Genomic DNA, 13,538 nt, shown 5'->3' with positions numbered 1-13,538 from the left:
GTCTACCATGTAACCGTCGGGGCACAGGTTGTCTCCGGTTCACAGGTATTTTCATAATCGTCCGGACCTCTGAGCCCGGTAGTGCGTTATGCGTGGCATGATCCACCTTCGCCTGCACTCGATCCTTTCCCCACTCGTTTTCGTGCTCGCCGCCTGCGGGGTCGAGCCAGCAACGGACAGGCAGGCCTCAGCCGCCGAACCGGAAAGCGCATCAACCGCCACCCCCGTAATGGGTCATGCGTCCGATGTCTTCGACGTGGCCCCCCATGGCGATTTCGACGAACCATGGGCAATGGCGTTCGTTCCCGGCACCAACGTGTTGATGATTACGCAAAAGGCAGGGACAATCGCAGGATACGACACGGAAACCGGTCGGAAGATCACCGTGTCGGGCGCTCCGAAAGTGGATTATGGCGGACAAGGCGGGCTCGGTGACATTGCCTTCCTTCCGGGTGAGGAAGCCGCTGACCTGAATCCACGGACAATCTATCTCAGCTGGGCTGAAGCGGGCGAGAAGGATACCCGTGGCGCGGCCGTCGGCAAAGGGCGCCTCGTCTGCGCCGAACAAGGCAGCTGCGCCATTCGGGACCTGCAGGTAATCTGGCGCCAGTTTCCCAAAGTGACTGGCCGGGGGCATTATTCCCACCGCCTCACCTTCTCCCCAGACGGTAAATACCTGTTCGTCGCTTCCGGAGAACGGCAGAAGCAGGAACCTGCTCAAGATATTTCAAACACGCTCGGCACAATCGTGCGCCTCAATCCCGATGGTAGTGCCGCTGACGGCAATCCGCTCGCAGGGCGCGACACGCCCAGCCATGAGGTTTGGTCTTATGGCCATCGCAATATCCTCGGCCTGCGCTTCGACCCACAGGGGCAGTTATGGGACGTCGAACATGGCCCTGCGGGCGGCGATGAACTGAACCTCGTCGAACCGGGCAAGAACTATGGCTGGCCCGTCGCGTCAGACGGCGATCACTATAACGGCACGCCGATCCCGAACCACTCCGAACGCCCGCAATTCGCTGCCCCGGCAGTGAGCTGGACGCCGGTAATCGCCCCCGGAGACCTGCTGTTCTACACTGGCAGCCTGTTTCCCGACTGGCGTGGACAGGCGCTGATTCCCGGCCTGAAATCCAAGGCTCTCGTGCGCGTCTCAGTCAACGGCGCAAAAGCGATGGAACTGGCCCGTTATGGTTTTGGAGAGCGGCTGCGCGCAATCACTCAGGGACCCGACGGAGCAATCTGGGTGGTCGAGGATGGCAAGGGCGCGAACCTGCTCAAGCTCACGCCGCGCTGATCCTGACCGAAAAACATCGACATTCCTCTTACGCGGCCCTATCCGCGCGCGGCCCATGGCTGACCTGATTCCCCTTGCCGACATAGATCCCGCACTGATCGAGGAGTTGCTGGACCGCGCCTTCGAACCGGAGCGGCACAAGCGCACCGCCTATCGCATTCGAGAGGGGATGGACTGGCTGCCGGGGCTTAGTTTCGCCGCACTGGATGAAGACGGCTATCTGGTCGGGACAATCCAGTCATGGCCGGTCGCGCTAGCCGATCCGGAAGGTCGCAATCACCCGATGGTCATGGTCGGCCCGGTCGCAGTGGTGCCTGAACATCAGGGGGAAGGCTATGGCAAGGCCCTGATGCTCGCCCTGATCGGCGCGCTGGACGAACGTGCCCCCCTGCCCCTGGTCATGATCGGGGACGAGGATTACTACGGCCGCTTCTTCGGCTTTTCCGCCGCGCCCACTCAAGGCTGGCAGGTCCCCGGCCCGGTCGACCCGAAGCGTTTGCTGGTACGGTGCGACAATCCCGGCGTTCTCCCTCGCGAAGGCATGTTGGGGCCTTGGCGCGGCTGATCGCTTCTGGCATCGGGGTCTGAAGAACAGACTGGAACCGATGCCTTACGAACCGCCCCCCGAACTGGCTTCCCTCACGCTGGAAGAAATTGCCGCACTGGCCGAGGCGCAAGGTCTGCCTCCCGTGGATCAATGGCAACCGCAACACAGCAGCGACAGTCTCATGCGCATCGCCGCGGATGGGCGCTGGTTCCATGACGGCGGCGAAATTACCCGCCCTGCCATGGTCCGCGCCTTTTCCTCTCTCTTGTGGCGTGACGAAGCAGGCCAGCATTGGCTGGTCACGCCGGTGGAAAAACAGTCCATCGAAGTGGAAGACGCAGCATTTATCGCCACTGACGTTGTGCAGCAGGACGGCACTCTCGCCTTCCGGCTCAACACCGGCGACACGGTCATCGCCGGGCCTGGCCATCCGATTATCGCGCGGGGCGATCCCGATACGCCCGCCCTGTATATCGGCGTTCGCCATGGCACAGAGGCTCGCCTCAACCGCAGCACATATGGGCAGCTTGCCGAAATGGCGCTCCAAAACGGCGAGATGGCCGTTACCAGCCAAGGCATGCGCTTCCCGCTGGTGCCTGCATGAGCATGCTTGTCGAACGCTTACGCTCGCTCCACACGGCAGGGCACGCTGTCGCTGCCGACATGGAGGACGAAGCTTCCGCCTTTCCTTCGGGCACGTTCCGGCCCGCTGCCGTCCTTGCCGCGATTACGGAACGCGAGCGACCGGGCTTCCTGTTCATCCACCGGCCCAGCAATATGCGCTCCCATCCGGGGCAGGTGGCCTTTCCCGGCGGCAAGATCGACGGCGATGAAACACCGGTGGAAGCCGCTCTGCGCGAGGCATGGGAAGAACTCGGCATTCGCGAAAGCGATGTCACGGTGATCGGGCAAAGCGACCTTTACCGGACAGGCTCGGGCTTTGCCGTGACCCCTGTCGTCGCCGTGGTTCCGCCCGACATAAAGCTTGAACCCAATCCGACCGAAGTCGCCCAATGGTTCGAGGCGCCGGTCGATTTTGTATTCAACCCCGCCAACCAGCAACGCAAATACAAGGTCTGGAACGGTATAGAGCGCGGATACACAGAGATCATGTGGCAGGACCACCGCATCTGGGGCGTGACAGCGGGGATCATCGCCAATCTGTCCAAACGCATCGCGTGGGGGGATTTCGGCAATGGCTGAGTATCTCCCAGCGGCCGCGTGGACCGCTCGCGAAGACCTTGCCGCGCTGGTTGCCGCGCTTGGCGATGGCAATGCCCGCTGGGTCGGCGGCGCAGTGCGTGACACGTTGCTGGGCGTAGAGGTCAAGGACGTGGACTGCGCAACGCCACTCCCGCCCGAAGAAGTGATCCGCCGCCTGAAACACGCAACCATCACCACAGTGCCGACCGGCATTGACCATGGAACGGTCACCGCCGTGCTTCCCGAAGGCAACGTGGAAATCACCACGCTGCGACGCGACATTTCGACCGATGGGCGCCGCGCGACCGTGGAATATGCCGAGGAATGGCACCACGACGCCGACCGGCGGGATTTCACGATCAACGCGCTCTACGCAGATCCGACGACGCTGGAAATTTCGGATTTCCATGACGGGCTGGCCGATCTCGTCGCGCGACGCGTCCGTTTCATTGGCGATGCCCATGAACGCATCCGTGAAGACCATTTGCGGATCCTGCGCTATTTTCGGTTTCAGGCCCGTTTCGGTGCCGAGCTTGATCCAGCGGCAGAGGCCGCTTGCAAGGAACTCGCCGGCACGTTGAAAGGTCTCAGCCGCGAACGGGTTGCGATGGAACTGCTCAACCTGCTCGCCCTGCCCGACCCATCGGCGACTGTCGCCCGCATGCGATCACTCGGCGTGCTGCCAGTCATTCTCCCCGAAGCGGGGAATGCGCAGATTGCCGTGCTGGAGCGGCTCATCGCTGCCGAGCGTGCGGCAAACGTTTCGCCGGACCCTCTGCGCCGTCTTGCGGCTCTCCTGCCAGCAGCAGAACCGGTGGCCGACAATGTCGCAGCACGGCTCCGCCTGTCAGGAAAGCAGCGCAAGCGGCTTTCCTGTATTGCAGAGCGGCAGGACGCCGACGGAACAGATCCCCGCGCCCTCGCTTACCGGGAAGGGCTGGAATGCGCCGTCGACCGGCTCCTGCTTGGCGGCTTCGCCATTACCCCGATAACACATTGGGAAATACCGAATTTTCCACTCAAAGGCGGAGACATCGTTGCTCGCGGCGTCAAGGCCGGCCCCTTGGTCGCACGAACCTTGCGCATGGTCGAAGCCCAATGGGTCGAGGAAGGTTTCCCGGGCCCCGAGCGGGTACAGGAACTCCTTGAGGCCTTATTGGCCCAGTCCTGATGCTTCGGCTGCATGAATAGCGGCCGCAAACTTTCCTTGTCGGAATTGGGGCGGAGGCACTCTTGGCTGGCATGGTAATCTCTTGGCCCGAGCCCGACAGCTTTGACCTAAGCAAACAATAGTGCGTTTTACAGAACTTGATGCGCTGCGGCTTCGAACAGAGCAAGCTCAGGGTTGACCTTCCAAATGCAGCGGGGCGTTTCTATTCCAAGTTGCTATTGCGACATAAACGTCTCGAATGCTTGGGGGGCCAGATGAGAGTTTATCACTTCCTAGACCGCAAATATGGGCTGGAGAACATTAACCAACGTCGTCTCAAAATCGCGACACTCGATGATCTAAACGGCCCATTCGAAATGTTTGCGCTGTCGCTCCGCGATCCTGAGTTGCGGCAGGCATTTCAAGCGATGAAATCCCAAATGTCTCAGCTGGCCGGCATGCTTTGTTTCAGCCGCAGTTGGCGAAATCCGGTACAATGGAGTCATTACGCCGAGCGCCACCACGGTATGTGCCTAGGCTTCGACGTTCCAGACGACCTCCTCACAAGGGTAGCCTATAGTCGGAAGCGATTGCCGATTGATCGGGCATTGCTCGAAGGCCCCGACGCTAAGGCATTGATGCGAACAGTAGCCAGCACGAAATTCAGTCATTGGCGTTACGAAAATGAGGTCAGGTTGTTCGTTGCGTTGGAGGATCGTGATGCGGAGACCGGTCTTTGGTTTCGGGATTTCGATGCCGACCTGGCGCTTAAGGAGGTGATCGTAGGCCAAGTGTGCGACGTTACAAGGAGCCAGCTTGGCAACGCGTTGGGCGATCTCAACGCCACCGTCACAAAGCGAAAGGCGCGCCTGCCATTCCAACGTTTCGCCGTAGTGAACCAGATGCGCGCCGACCTTTGGAAATGAGCAGCTAGACTTCAGGGTCTTACCCCAGAATGGTGAATTGTGGGTCAAAAAGGGGATTACGCTTAGGCTAACAATGAACGAAGGAGTCAATGGCTGGGTCTCACCTTCCCAACAGCGGTAAGTGTTCCATGCAATGCCCCTCACCTCCATCAAGTTACGTTTTTCCGCCATTTACGGTTGCCATTCACCGCCAATGATGGGACAGGTCCCTTGTCAGAACGGAACGGGTTTGCGGGCTGTCCTGCATTGGCAGGGTGGTGTGTCCAGCAACTGTGCTGGAACGACTTTCCGCATGGAGCCGGGCATTGCGCCCGCTTCCACCCCTTACGGCGGCAATATGCTGCCAGGTGACCGCATCTCTCGCCGTCGCCACACAGCGCACCACTCCCGCGCTCAGACCCGTTTCCTTTCGGCATGGAAGTCCTGAAGGTAACGTATTGGAGTATATAATGAAATTTTCTAAACTGGCCGCAATCGCGGCGCTTGCCACGGCTGGCGTTCCTGCCTCCGCATGGGCTCAGGCGCCGGCAGAAGCGAACCAGGGGGCAACGCTCACTGCCGGTGCGACGGTCTATGACCCGCAGGGTGAAGTGGTAGGCACGATTGCCGAAATCCGCGACGATGTCGTGATTATCGATACCGGCACGAACAAGGCAACCTTGGGTGCCGCATCTTTCGCTGACGGCCCGAACGGCCCGATGATCGGCGCCACCAAGGCCGAACTGGACTCTGCCGTAGAAGCAGCAGCAGCCAAGGCCGCGGCCGCACTCGACGCTGCCTTGCAGGTTGGCGCCGCGGTACGCAGCGTGGACGGCGTTGCGCTGGGCAGTGTCACCAAGCTCGAAGAAGGCAACGTGGTCATCGACTATTCGGGCAAGCCGGTCACTCTCAAGCGCGAATATTTCGCGACCGACGGCCAGGGGCTGATCGTGCGTTTCACCGCCCAGGCATTGAGCGACGCGTTGTCGCAGCAGGCTGGCGGCTGATTTGGAAGGGGCCGGATGCTCGTTATCGCATCCGGCCCCTCCGCAATTTCCATAATTTGCCTAGAACTTGTTGTCGCGCGGGAACCCGGTGGGGGGCAAACGCCCGGCAGCGCCACGGGCCACCTTCCACAACATCATATCCTTTTCAGTGCGGGTGCGGCCCGTCTCACCACCCATGGTCCAGCTGAGGCCATCCTCCAGCTTGAGCGTGACCGCATCGGACAACCCGCCGTCCCGATACCGTTGTAGCGCCACGCCCTGCCCACGTGCGAGCAGCGGCAATTCTTCGAGCGCGAAGATCACCAGCTTGCGATTGTCGCCAACAACCGCGACGTGATCGTGCTCCGGGGCAATCTCGCGCACGACCGCAAGCTTCACCCCAGCCTTTACGTTCATCACCTGGCGGCCCTTGCGCGTTTCGGCGAGCAGCTCGTCCATCTCCGCAGCGAAGCCCTTGCCCGCACTGCTGGCAGCCAGAACCTGCCCCTTGGACCGATAGACCAGCACGCTCACGATCTGCGCGTCTGCATCGATGTCGACCATTGTCCGGATCGGCTCGCCAAAACCGCGTGCGCCCGGCAGCTTGTCCGCACCCAGGGTGTAGAAGCGGCCATTGTCCGCCGCGATCAACAGCTTGTCCGTCGTCTGGGCGTGAAGCGCGAAGGCCGGCCCATCGCCTTCCTTGAACTTGAAATCGGAATCGAGCGCGACATGACCCTTCGCCGCGCGAATCCAGCCGCGTTGCGAAAGGATCACCGTGACCGGCTCCTTTTCAATCATCGCGTCCATGCTGAATTCGACAGTCGGCGCGGCTTCGGCAATCGTCGTGCGACGGCGGCCGAGCGGCGTGTCCTCCGCATATTCCTTGCGCAACTGGCCAAGGTCGCGTTTCAACCGGGTCCGTTGCCGTGCGGGGCTGGCCAGCAGCTTTTCCAGTTCGTCACGTTCCGCCAGCAGGTCGTCCCGTTCCTGGCGCAGCTCCATTTCCTCCAGCTTGCGCAAGCTGCGCAAACGCATGTTGAGGATCGCTTCGGCCTGGCGGTCGGTCAGGTTGAATTCCGCCATCATCACGGATTTCGGCTCATCCTCCGTCCGGATGATTTCGATGATCCGGTCGAGGTTGAGGAAAGCGACGATATAGCCTTCGACCAGCTCCAGTCGTGCGGCGATCTTGTCCAGCCGATGCTGGCTGCGGCGCTGGAGAATGTCGATCTGGCTGGCGATCCAGTTAGCCAGCAATTCCTTCAATCCCATGACCATGGGCGTGCGCGTGGCATCGAGCACATTGAGATTGAGGCCGAAACGCGTTTCGAGATCGGTCAGCTTGTAAACGCTTTCCTTGAGCAGTTCCGGATCGACATTCCTGCTCTTGGGCACCAGCACGATACGGATATGTTCGTCACTCTCGTCACGTACATCCTCCAGGATCGGCAGTTTGCGATCCGCGATCAGTTGGGCAATCTGTTCGATCAGCTTGCCCTTCTGCACCATGTAGGGGATCTCGGAGATGACGAGCTGATATTGCCCGCCGCCCAGCCGCTCTATCCCCGCCTCGCGATCCTCTTCCTTGTCAGCCTCATCCGCACGGAAGCGCCCGCGCACGCGGAAGGAGCCGCGCCCCGTCTCGTATGCCGCCGCAATCGTTTCCGGACTGTCGACGACAACGCCGCCAGTGGGGAAATCCGGCCCCTGGAACAGTTCCATAAGGCGGCTGTGTTCGACATGGGGGTTATCGACCAGTTCCAGCGTGGCATCGACGATCTCGGCCACATTGTGGCTGGGGATGTTGGTTGCCATGCCGACCGCAATCCCGCTGGCCCCATTGGCCAGCAGGTTCGGGAACAGGCCGGGGAATATCTCCGGTTCTTCCTCCTCCCCATTATACGTCGGGATGAAATCGACCGTGCCTTCGTCCAGCCCCGCCATCAGGCGGATTGCCGTGGGCGTCAGCCGCGCCTCGGTATAACGGTAGGCTGCGGCATTATCGCCATCGATATTGCCGAAATTGCCCTGCCCCTCGACCAACGGATAGCGCAGCGCGAAATCCTGCGCGAGGCGAACCATCGCGTCATAGACCGACTGGTCGCCATGAGGGTGGTATTTACCGATTACGTCACCCACCACGCGCGCCGATTTCTTGAACGCCTGGCTCGGGTCCAGTTTCAACTGACGCATGGCCCACAACAGCCTGCGGTGGACGGGCTTCAATCCGTCGCGCAAATCCGGCAGCGAACGAGCGGTGATCGTCGACAGCGCATAGACCAGATATCGTTCCGACAGGGCGGAATCGAACGGGGCATCGACAATGGCGTCGAACGGATCGGAGGATTCGTCAGTGGTGGTCGTATCCATGATCGGAATGACCTAGCAGGGCTGCAGGATGCGCTCTAGCGCCAGGTTTGTGCAATCCACCGTTTGAAGGGATAGTTGGCTATATACCCTTCAGATCGTGGCTTTCCGGCGGTATCCGTACTTCCAGCCCATCCAGATCCGCAGTCAACGTGATCTGACAGGAGAGGCGACTGGTGCGTTGGACGCCTGCCGCCAGGTCGAGCATATCCTCTTCCTCCTCACGGGCCTCCGGCAATTTTCCGAACCAGTCACCTGCCACGATGACATGGCATGTGGAACAGGCCATCTGCCCTTCGCAAGTCCCCTCCAGCGGCATCCCCGCCGCTTGGCCTACGTCCAACAGGCACGATCCCTCTTCGGCCTCTGCCGGGACCTTTTCGCCATTCGCGGTGATGAATGTGACCCGGATCATCCTCATTCCTGTTTCTGAGCGGCTGCATTGATCTTTTCCGCCGCTTCCTCGATTTCCGCAAGGGTCGAATAGCGCCCAAATCCCAGGCGGATAGAACTTTTCGCCTGTTTCCGGTCAAGGCCGATGGCGCTCAGCACATGGCTCGGCCTTCCTGAACCACTGGCACAGGCCGAACCTGCGGAAAATGCCACATCACGGACATCCGCCATCAACCGCGCCACATCCAGCCCATCCCGCCGCAGATTGAGATTGCCATGCCAGCGCATCTCGGCGCTGCCATTGAGAGTCCAGCCCGAGAAAAGTTCTCCCGCCCTTTTCCACAGGGTTTCCACATGCCTCGCGTCGGCCTCCTGCTGTTCGAAGGCCAGCTTCGCCGCCATCCCGAAACCGGCACAGAGCGCCGGACTGAGAGTGCCTGAACGCAAACCCATCTCCTGCCCGCCACCCGTAACGATCGGCGCGAGTTCGACCCCTTCACGAACCCAAAGCGCCCCAATGCCTTTCGGACCATAGAGTTTATGCGCGGAAATCGCGATCATTTCGGCATTTGCGGGCGGCGCGACCTTCCCCGCCCCTTGCACGGCATCGCACACGAACAACGCCCCGATCCGCTTCGCATGCGCGGCTATTGCCTCGACCGGCTGGATCGTACCGATCTCGTTGTTGACCTGCATAACGGCCACAAGACGGGTGTCAGGCACAAGGTCAGGCTCCTCAGCCACCATCCCCGCAGCGTCGACCGTCAAGACATTCACCGGGCCGCCCAGCGCATGGGCGGTATCGAGGACAGCCGCGTGCTCTATCGCCGACACGGCCACGGGCCGGATGTCACCCGGTGCAGTGCTGCCCCGTAAAGCGAGATTGAGCGCTTCGGTCGCCGAACCGGTAAATACGACGCTGCCGCCCGGCGGACAGAGCGCTGCCACCCGTTCCCGCGCCAATTCCACTGCCGCCGCCGCCATCCGGCCAAGACGATGCGGACTATGGGGATTGCCGAAACCCTGGCCGGCTGGCCCGTCGAGCCAGCGCAGCATCTCCTCGCGCGCTTCGGGTGCCAGTGGGGTTGTCGCCTGATAATCGCAATAGATCATGCGGCGCGAGCCTTCGCATCCCTGGCCATCGCAATCCAGGCAGCGCAGAAAGCCTCCACCTCCTCTTTCCGGGTGTTCCAGCCAAAGCTTACCCGGATCGTACGGTCGGCAATATCGGTATCCAGCCCCATTGCCTCCAGCACATGGCTGCGTTTCAGACTGCCGGATGAGCAGGCACTGCCTTGCGACACGGCAAAGCCTGCCATGTCGAAGCGCATCAACTGCGCGCTACCCGACAACCCCGGCATGGCCAATGCTTCCACATAGGGGGTCGGATCGGCAAGGCTCGTAGCCAGCCGCGTCCCTCCCAGTTCGCCCATTGCCGGAGCCAGAATTTCGACAATCGGGGCTAGCACGGCCGGATCGCAATATGGCTGCGAGCAAGCTTCCAGAGCTGCCGCGAAGCCAAGCGCGCCAGGCAGGTTCTCAGTCCCGCGGCGATAGCCACGCTCCTGTCCGCCCGAGGCTTCCAACTGCGCGAAGTCCTTGACCAGCAAGGCCCCCACACCCGGTGGGCCACCAAGCTTGTGCGCGGATACGATCACCATATCCGCCTCTGCGGGAACCGGCCATTTCCCCGCGCTCTGCGCCGCATCGACGATCAGCAATCCGCCGGCATCGTGTACCACGGCAGCAATGGCCTGAATGTCCTGCCGATTGCCAGTTTCCGAATTCACGGCCTGGACGGCGACAACCGCGCGCTCTTGCCCATTGAGAGCCTGACCCAGCGCCTCGAGGTCCAATGCACCATTCGCCATCACCGGAAGTATTCCAGCCTCAGGCAAGGCGCGTAGGACCGATTCATGTTCCACGGCACTTGCCAGACGCGCACCGCCTTTGGCTCGGGTCAAGGCGATAACCGCACTTTCGCTGGCACCGCTGGTCAGAATGACCTCACCGTTCCAGCCCAGTGCTTTTCCGATCCTGACGCGCGCATCTTCCAGAGCAGCGCGCGCCGCGCGCCCTTCCCCATGCGGGCTCGACGGATTGGCCCAGCGCGCCAGGCCTTCCGCCACTGCGGCCTGGGCTTCGGGCCGGACCGGTGTGGTCGCGGCGTGATCGAAATAGATGCGCAAGAAAGGTCCTTGTCCACGGGAATTGCGAAATATGGAACGGACACTATATAGCCCTACACTTCCAGCGCGCCACCCGCGCGACATTTTCGCATTCTCAGGGGTCACCCATGCCGTCAGTCATCTTCCCCGGTCCCGAAGGCCGCCTCGAAGGCCGCTTCCAGCCTTCTGCCCGCCCACGCGCGCCTGTGGCCATGATCCTTCATCCGCACCCCCAGGGCGGCGGCACGATGAACGATCGCATCGTCCAACGTCTCTACAAGACATTCGTCGATCGCGGTTTTGCAACCTTGCGTTTCAATTTTCGCGGTGTTGGCCGCAGCCAGGGCAGCTTCGACAACGGCATCGGTGAATTGTCCGACGCCGCCGCCGCGCTCGACTGGGTGCAGTCAATCCACCCCGAAGCACAGACCACCTGGATCGCGGGATTCAGTTTCGGTGCGTTGATCGGCATGCAGTTACTCATGCGGAGGCCGGAAATCCGCGGCTTCATTTCGATCAATCCGCCCGCGAACATGTATGATTTTTCATTCCTCGCCCCCTGCCCTGCCTCAGGCATCATCGTTCAGGGTGCGGGCGATACAGTCGTACAGCCGTCCGCAGTACAGAAGCTCGTCGATAAACTGCGCACGCAGAAACATATCACGATCCACCACGACGAGATCCCGCGTGCGAACCACTTCTTCGAAAACGAGTTGGAAGACCTGATGCTTTCGGTCGACAATTATCTCGATTTCCGCCTCTCGCCGGATTGCCCGATCAAGTAATCGGACCATCGACCTTGCCCGGCTCCGTCAAATCATATGTTTGCCGGAGCGCGGGAGGTTGGCCTGGGTGCGCTTCCCTGCCCGAACGCAGGGGGAGTGTGATTAACTGTCGCCGTGAGCTGCTTGTTGAGCCTCGACCTGCTCCAGCGGGTTCTCTCCACTGGCATCCGGCAATGTCCAGATCGCGACATTGACCATCAGCACCAGCGCCATGATCACCATCAGCACCACCTGACGGACAGGCTTGCCACCGCGGCGCCATAGAAACAGCGCGCCCAGCAACAAGGCAATGGCCGTCAGCATCATGACGGAAAGAACGGCATCCATCGCGGCTAGCCCTCAACCGCGGGAAGGATCGCATCCAGCGGATCCTTGTCCCCATTCGGTTTCAGCAATGTCGCCATGCTGTCGGTCACGTTGATTTCTTCCCGCTCCGCCCGGGACGCGAGATACCCACCCAGCAGCATCGCCAGCAATCGCATGGCATCTCGCAATTTTGTGGGTTCCAGTTCGATCACGTCGCGCACTTGCGCTTCGACATTGCGCGCACCTTCGCGGGATCCGAATGCTAGCCTCAATGCCGCATCCCCTGCCGATCCGGCGATTTCCTGCGGCATGAGAACCGCCTGGGCCATTTCTTCGCCTCCCAGGCTTTCCAATTGGAAAAGGAGGCCATCCTGACCGGCACGTTCAAACACTCGCCGGAAGCCGGCGATAAGAAAAGGCAAAAAGGCATCAGCCACTTGCGCGGACTCAGCCGGAGAAATCTCCAGCCTGTTGGAAATGGCCGACAGCCCGCCTGTGCGGCGTAGCGTCTCAAGTATATTCATTGCGGTTTCCCCCGCTGAAACCGTGCGACCCGGTTTCTGTTCCCGATTATTGCGGCGAGGTCTTAATAATCCATCCAGAAACGTCGCAATTGCTTGAGCAAGATAAGCGACGCCTCAGGACGACCTGTTCACACTTTCTTCCGACGTTCAGATCAATTGTCCTGTCATGGGGCAGGTTTGTTTATAGCCCCTCGGACAGAGTGGCCTATTTCTTGCCGAACAAGCCTTTCGCCATGCCTGCGATATCGTCCAACGGATTTCCATCGCCGTCGAAGTCCAGCATGTTGGCGAACTGCATCAGCGAGCCTTCACCGCCGATAGCTTCAACGATCTGCTGCAGCGTTGCTTTCGAAAGGCCGGTCTGCGCAGCAGCGGCATCTACCGTATCGCCCTGAAGCTGGTGCGCATGACCAAGGGCTCCGATCGCCTTTTCCACCATCGCAGGGTCAATACCAAGCTGTGAAGCAAGATTTGCGACATCGTCGGGTGCGCCGCCAATGCCTTTCAGAACTGCGTCAAAAATGCTCATCTAACCACTCCTTGCAAACCTTCTGAAGCCACGCCCATGATGCACTCAACGTGCCCTGTCACAAGCCCAAAAGGTGAAAGATCCAGAATCAAAACGGGTTGGCCGGGCTTGTGCCAGCCAACCCGTTGATACCCATCAAATTTGTCAATCAGGCTGCAGGTGCGGCTTGTTTGACGCTATCGTCGACGTGGTCTTCGAACTGGGCGAAGTTGTCGACGAAGAGCTGGACGAGTTTCTGTGCGGTGGCGTCGTATTCGTCCTTGTCCGTCCAGGTCGAGCGCGGATCGAGGATCGCGGTGTCGACGCCGGGAACCGCGACCGGCACATCAAACCCGAAGTTCGGGTCCTTGCGGAACTCCACATCGTTCAGGCTGC

At 60.8% G+C, this 13,538-nt stretch carries 15 protein-coding genes and 1 pseudogene; 8 read left to right on the top strand and 8 right to left on the bottom strand.

Annotated features, from left to right (window positions below):
* Positions 1–97 precede the first annotated feature (97 nt).
* From MB02_RS14765 to MB02_RS14735, 7 genes are all read left to right on the top strand, one after another.
* On the top strand, positions 98–1,297 hold the full coding sequence (locus MB02_RS14765; RefSeq protein WP_067539771.1) for a PQQ-dependent sugar dehydrogenase: 1,200 nt from the start codon (positions 98–100) through the stop codon (positions 1,295–1,297).
* Positions 1,298–1,352: 55 nt separating this feature from the next.
* A complete protein-coding gene (locus tag MB02_RS14760; protein WP_067539377.1) occupies positions 1,353–1,862 on the top strand; it encodes a GNAT family N-acetyltransferase in 510 nt (169 codons plus the stop codon).
* Between the two features lie 40 nt (positions 1,863–1,902).
* The gene (locus tag MB02_RS14755; RefSeq protein WP_067539374.1) at positions 1,903–2,448 is read left to right on the top strand and encodes a DUF1285 domain-containing protein; all 546 of its coding nucleotides are present in this window, start codon (positions 1,903–1,905) and stop codon (positions 2,446–2,448) included.
* Entirely contained in the window at positions 2,445–3,047 is a 603-nt protein-coding gene (locus tag MB02_RS14750; protein ID WP_067539371.1) for an NUDIX hydrolase, read from the top strand. Before MB02_RS14755 ends, MB02_RS14750 begins: the two co-directional genes overlap by 4 nt.
* Entirely contained in the window at positions 3,040–4,218 is a 1,179-nt protein-coding gene (locus tag MB02_RS14745; RefSeq protein WP_067539368.1) for a CCA tRNA nucleotidyltransferase, read from the top strand. Before MB02_RS14750 ends, MB02_RS14745 begins: the two co-directional genes overlap by 8 nt.
* 254 nt (positions 4,219–4,472) lie before the next feature.
* Positions 4,473–5,123, top strand: coding sequence for a DUF2971 domain-containing protein (locus tag MB02_RS14740; RefSeq protein WP_067539768.1), 651 nt, complete (start codon positions 4,473–4,475; stop codon positions 5,121–5,123).
* Positions 5,124–5,572: 449 nt separating this feature from the next.
* Positions 5,573–6,109 carry a hypothetical protein gene (locus MB02_RS14735; protein WP_067539365.1) on the top strand — a complete coding sequence of 179 codons (537 nt, stop codon included), beginning with the start codon at positions 5,573–5,575 and terminating at the stop codon, positions 6,107–6,109.
* Between the two features lie 60 nt (positions 6,110–6,169).
* On the opposite strand, the gene parC is transcribed toward MB02_RS14735, so the two are convergent.
* The 4 genes from parC to MB02_RS14715 all read right to left on the bottom strand — a co-directional run bounded on the left by parC (position 6,170) and on the right by MB02_RS14715 (position 11,040).
* Positions 6,170–8,461, bottom strand: a complete 2,292-nt coding sequence (gene parC, locus MB02_RS14730) for a DNA topoisomerase IV subunit A (protein WP_067539362.1) — start codon at positions 8,459–8,461, stop codon at positions 6,170–6,172.
* A 79-nt stretch (positions 8,462–8,540) separates the two neighbouring features.
* Complete coding sequence (locus MB02_RS14725; protein ID WP_067539359.1) at positions 8,541–8,873, bottom strand: 2Fe-2S iron-sulfur cluster-binding protein; 333 nt, start codon at positions 8,871–8,873, stop codon at positions 8,541–8,543.
* Positions 8,874–8,875: 2 nt separating this feature from the next.
* On the bottom strand, positions 8,876–9,964 hold the full coding sequence (locus tag MB02_RS14720; protein WP_067539356.1) for a cysteine desulfurase family protein: 1,089 nt from the start codon (positions 9,962–9,964) through the stop codon (positions 8,876–8,878).
* Positions 9,961–11,040, bottom strand: a complete 1,080-nt coding sequence (locus MB02_RS14715) for a cysteine desulfurase family protein (protein ID WP_067539353.1) — start codon at positions 11,038–11,040, stop codon at positions 9,961–9,963. The genes MB02_RS14720 and MB02_RS14715 overlap by 4 nt, the downstream gene beginning before the upstream one ends.
* A gap of 107 nt (positions 11,041–11,147) precedes the next feature.
* On the opposite strand from MB02_RS14715, the gene MB02_RS14710 reads away from it, so the two are divergent.
* Positions 11,148–11,804 (top strand): alpha/beta hydrolase, encoded by a 657-nt coding sequence (locus MB02_RS14710; RefSeq protein ID WP_067539348.1) that lies wholly within the window; start codon positions 11,148–11,150, stop codon positions 11,802–11,804.
* A gap of 102 nt (positions 11,805–11,906) precedes the next feature.
* Here MB02_RS14710 and MB02_RS14705 read toward each other — a convergent pair whose 3' ends face one another.
* The 4 genes and pseudogenes from MB02_RS14705 to MB02_RS14690 all read right to left on the bottom strand — a co-directional run.
* Positions 11,907–12,131 (bottom strand): hypothetical protein, encoded by a 225-nt coding sequence (locus MB02_RS14705; RefSeq protein ID WP_067539345.1) that lies wholly within the window; start codon positions 12,129–12,131, stop codon positions 11,907–11,909.
* A gap of 5 nt (positions 12,132–12,136) precedes the next feature.
* Positions 12,137–12,634: a hypothetical protein gene (locus tag MB02_RS14700; protein WP_067539342.1), complete on the bottom strand. Its 498-nt coding sequence runs from the start codon at positions 12,632–12,634 to the stop codon at positions 12,137–12,139.
* A 205-nt stretch (positions 12,635–12,839) separates the two neighbouring features.
* On the bottom strand, positions 12,840–13,163 hold the full coding sequence (locus MB02_RS14695) for a hypothetical protein (RefSeq protein WP_067539339.1): 324 nt from the start codon (positions 13,161–13,163) through the stop codon (positions 12,840–12,842).
* Positions 13,164–13,311: 148 nt separating this feature from the next.
* A pseudogene (locus MB02_RS14690) lies at positions 13,312–13,538 on the bottom strand (phosphoenolpyruvate carboxykinase (ATP)); the annotation flags it as partial.

This window comes from Croceicoccus estronivorus (assembly GCF_001625325.1).
In the GTDB taxonomy this organism is placed as follows: domain Bacteria; phylum Pseudomonadota; class Alphaproteobacteria; order Sphingomonadales; family Sphingomonadaceae; genus Caenibius; species Caenibius estronivorus.
The sequence above is the reverse complement of the archived record's forward strand: the minus strand, read 5'-3'. Positions and strand labels throughout refer to the sequence as shown.

Coding starts and splice junctions, on each gene's coding strand:
- MB02_RS14765 (WP_067539771.1), top strand. CDS start 98: ATGATCCACCTTCGCCTGCACTCGATCCTTTCCCCACTCGTTTTCGTG.
- MB02_RS14760 (WP_067539377.1), top strand. CDS start 1,353: ATGGCTGACCTGATTCCCCTTGCCGACATAGATCCCGCACTGATCGAG.
- MB02_RS14755 (WP_067539374.1), top strand. CDS start 1,903: ATGCCTTACGAACCGCCCCCCGAACTGGCTTCCCTCACGCTGGAAGAA.
- MB02_RS14750 (WP_067539371.1), top strand. CDS start 2,445: ATGAGCATGCTTGTCGAACGCTTACGCTCGCTCCACACGGCAGGGCAC.
- MB02_RS14745 (WP_067539368.1), top strand. CDS start 3,040: ATGGCTGAGTATCTCCCAGCGGCCGCGTGGACCGCTCGCGAAGACCTT.
- MB02_RS14740 (WP_067539768.1), top strand. CDS start 4,473: ATGAGAGTTTATCACTTCCTAGACCGCAAATATGGGCTGGAGAACATT.
- MB02_RS14735 (WP_067539365.1), top strand. CDS start 5,573: ATGAAATTTTCTAAACTGGCCGCAATCGCGGCGCTTGCCACGGCTGGC.
- parC (WP_067539362.1), bottom strand. CDS start 8,461: ATGGATACGACCACCACTGACGAATCCTCCGATCCGTTCGACGCCATT.
- MB02_RS14725 (WP_067539359.1), bottom strand. CDS start 8,873: ATGATCCGGGTCACATTCATCACCGCGAATGGCGAAAAGGTCCCGGCA.
- MB02_RS14720 (WP_067539356.1), bottom strand. CDS start 9,964: ATGATCTATTGCGATTATCAGGCGACAACCCCACTGGCACCCGAAGCG.
- MB02_RS14710 (WP_067539348.1), top strand. CDS start 11,148: ATGCCGTCAGTCATCTTCCCCGGTCCCGAAGGCCGCCTCGAAGGCCGC.
- MB02_RS14705 (WP_067539345.1), bottom strand. CDS start 12,131: ATGGATGCCGTTCTTTCCGTCATGATGCTGACGGCCATTGCCTTGTTG.
- MB02_RS14700 (WP_067539342.1), bottom strand. CDS start 12,634: ATGAATATACTTGAGACGCTACGCCGCACAGGCGGGCTGTCGGCCATT.
- MB02_RS14695 (WP_067539339.1), bottom strand. CDS start 13,163: ATGAGCATTTTTGACGCAGTTCTGAAAGGCATTGGCGGCGCACCCGAC.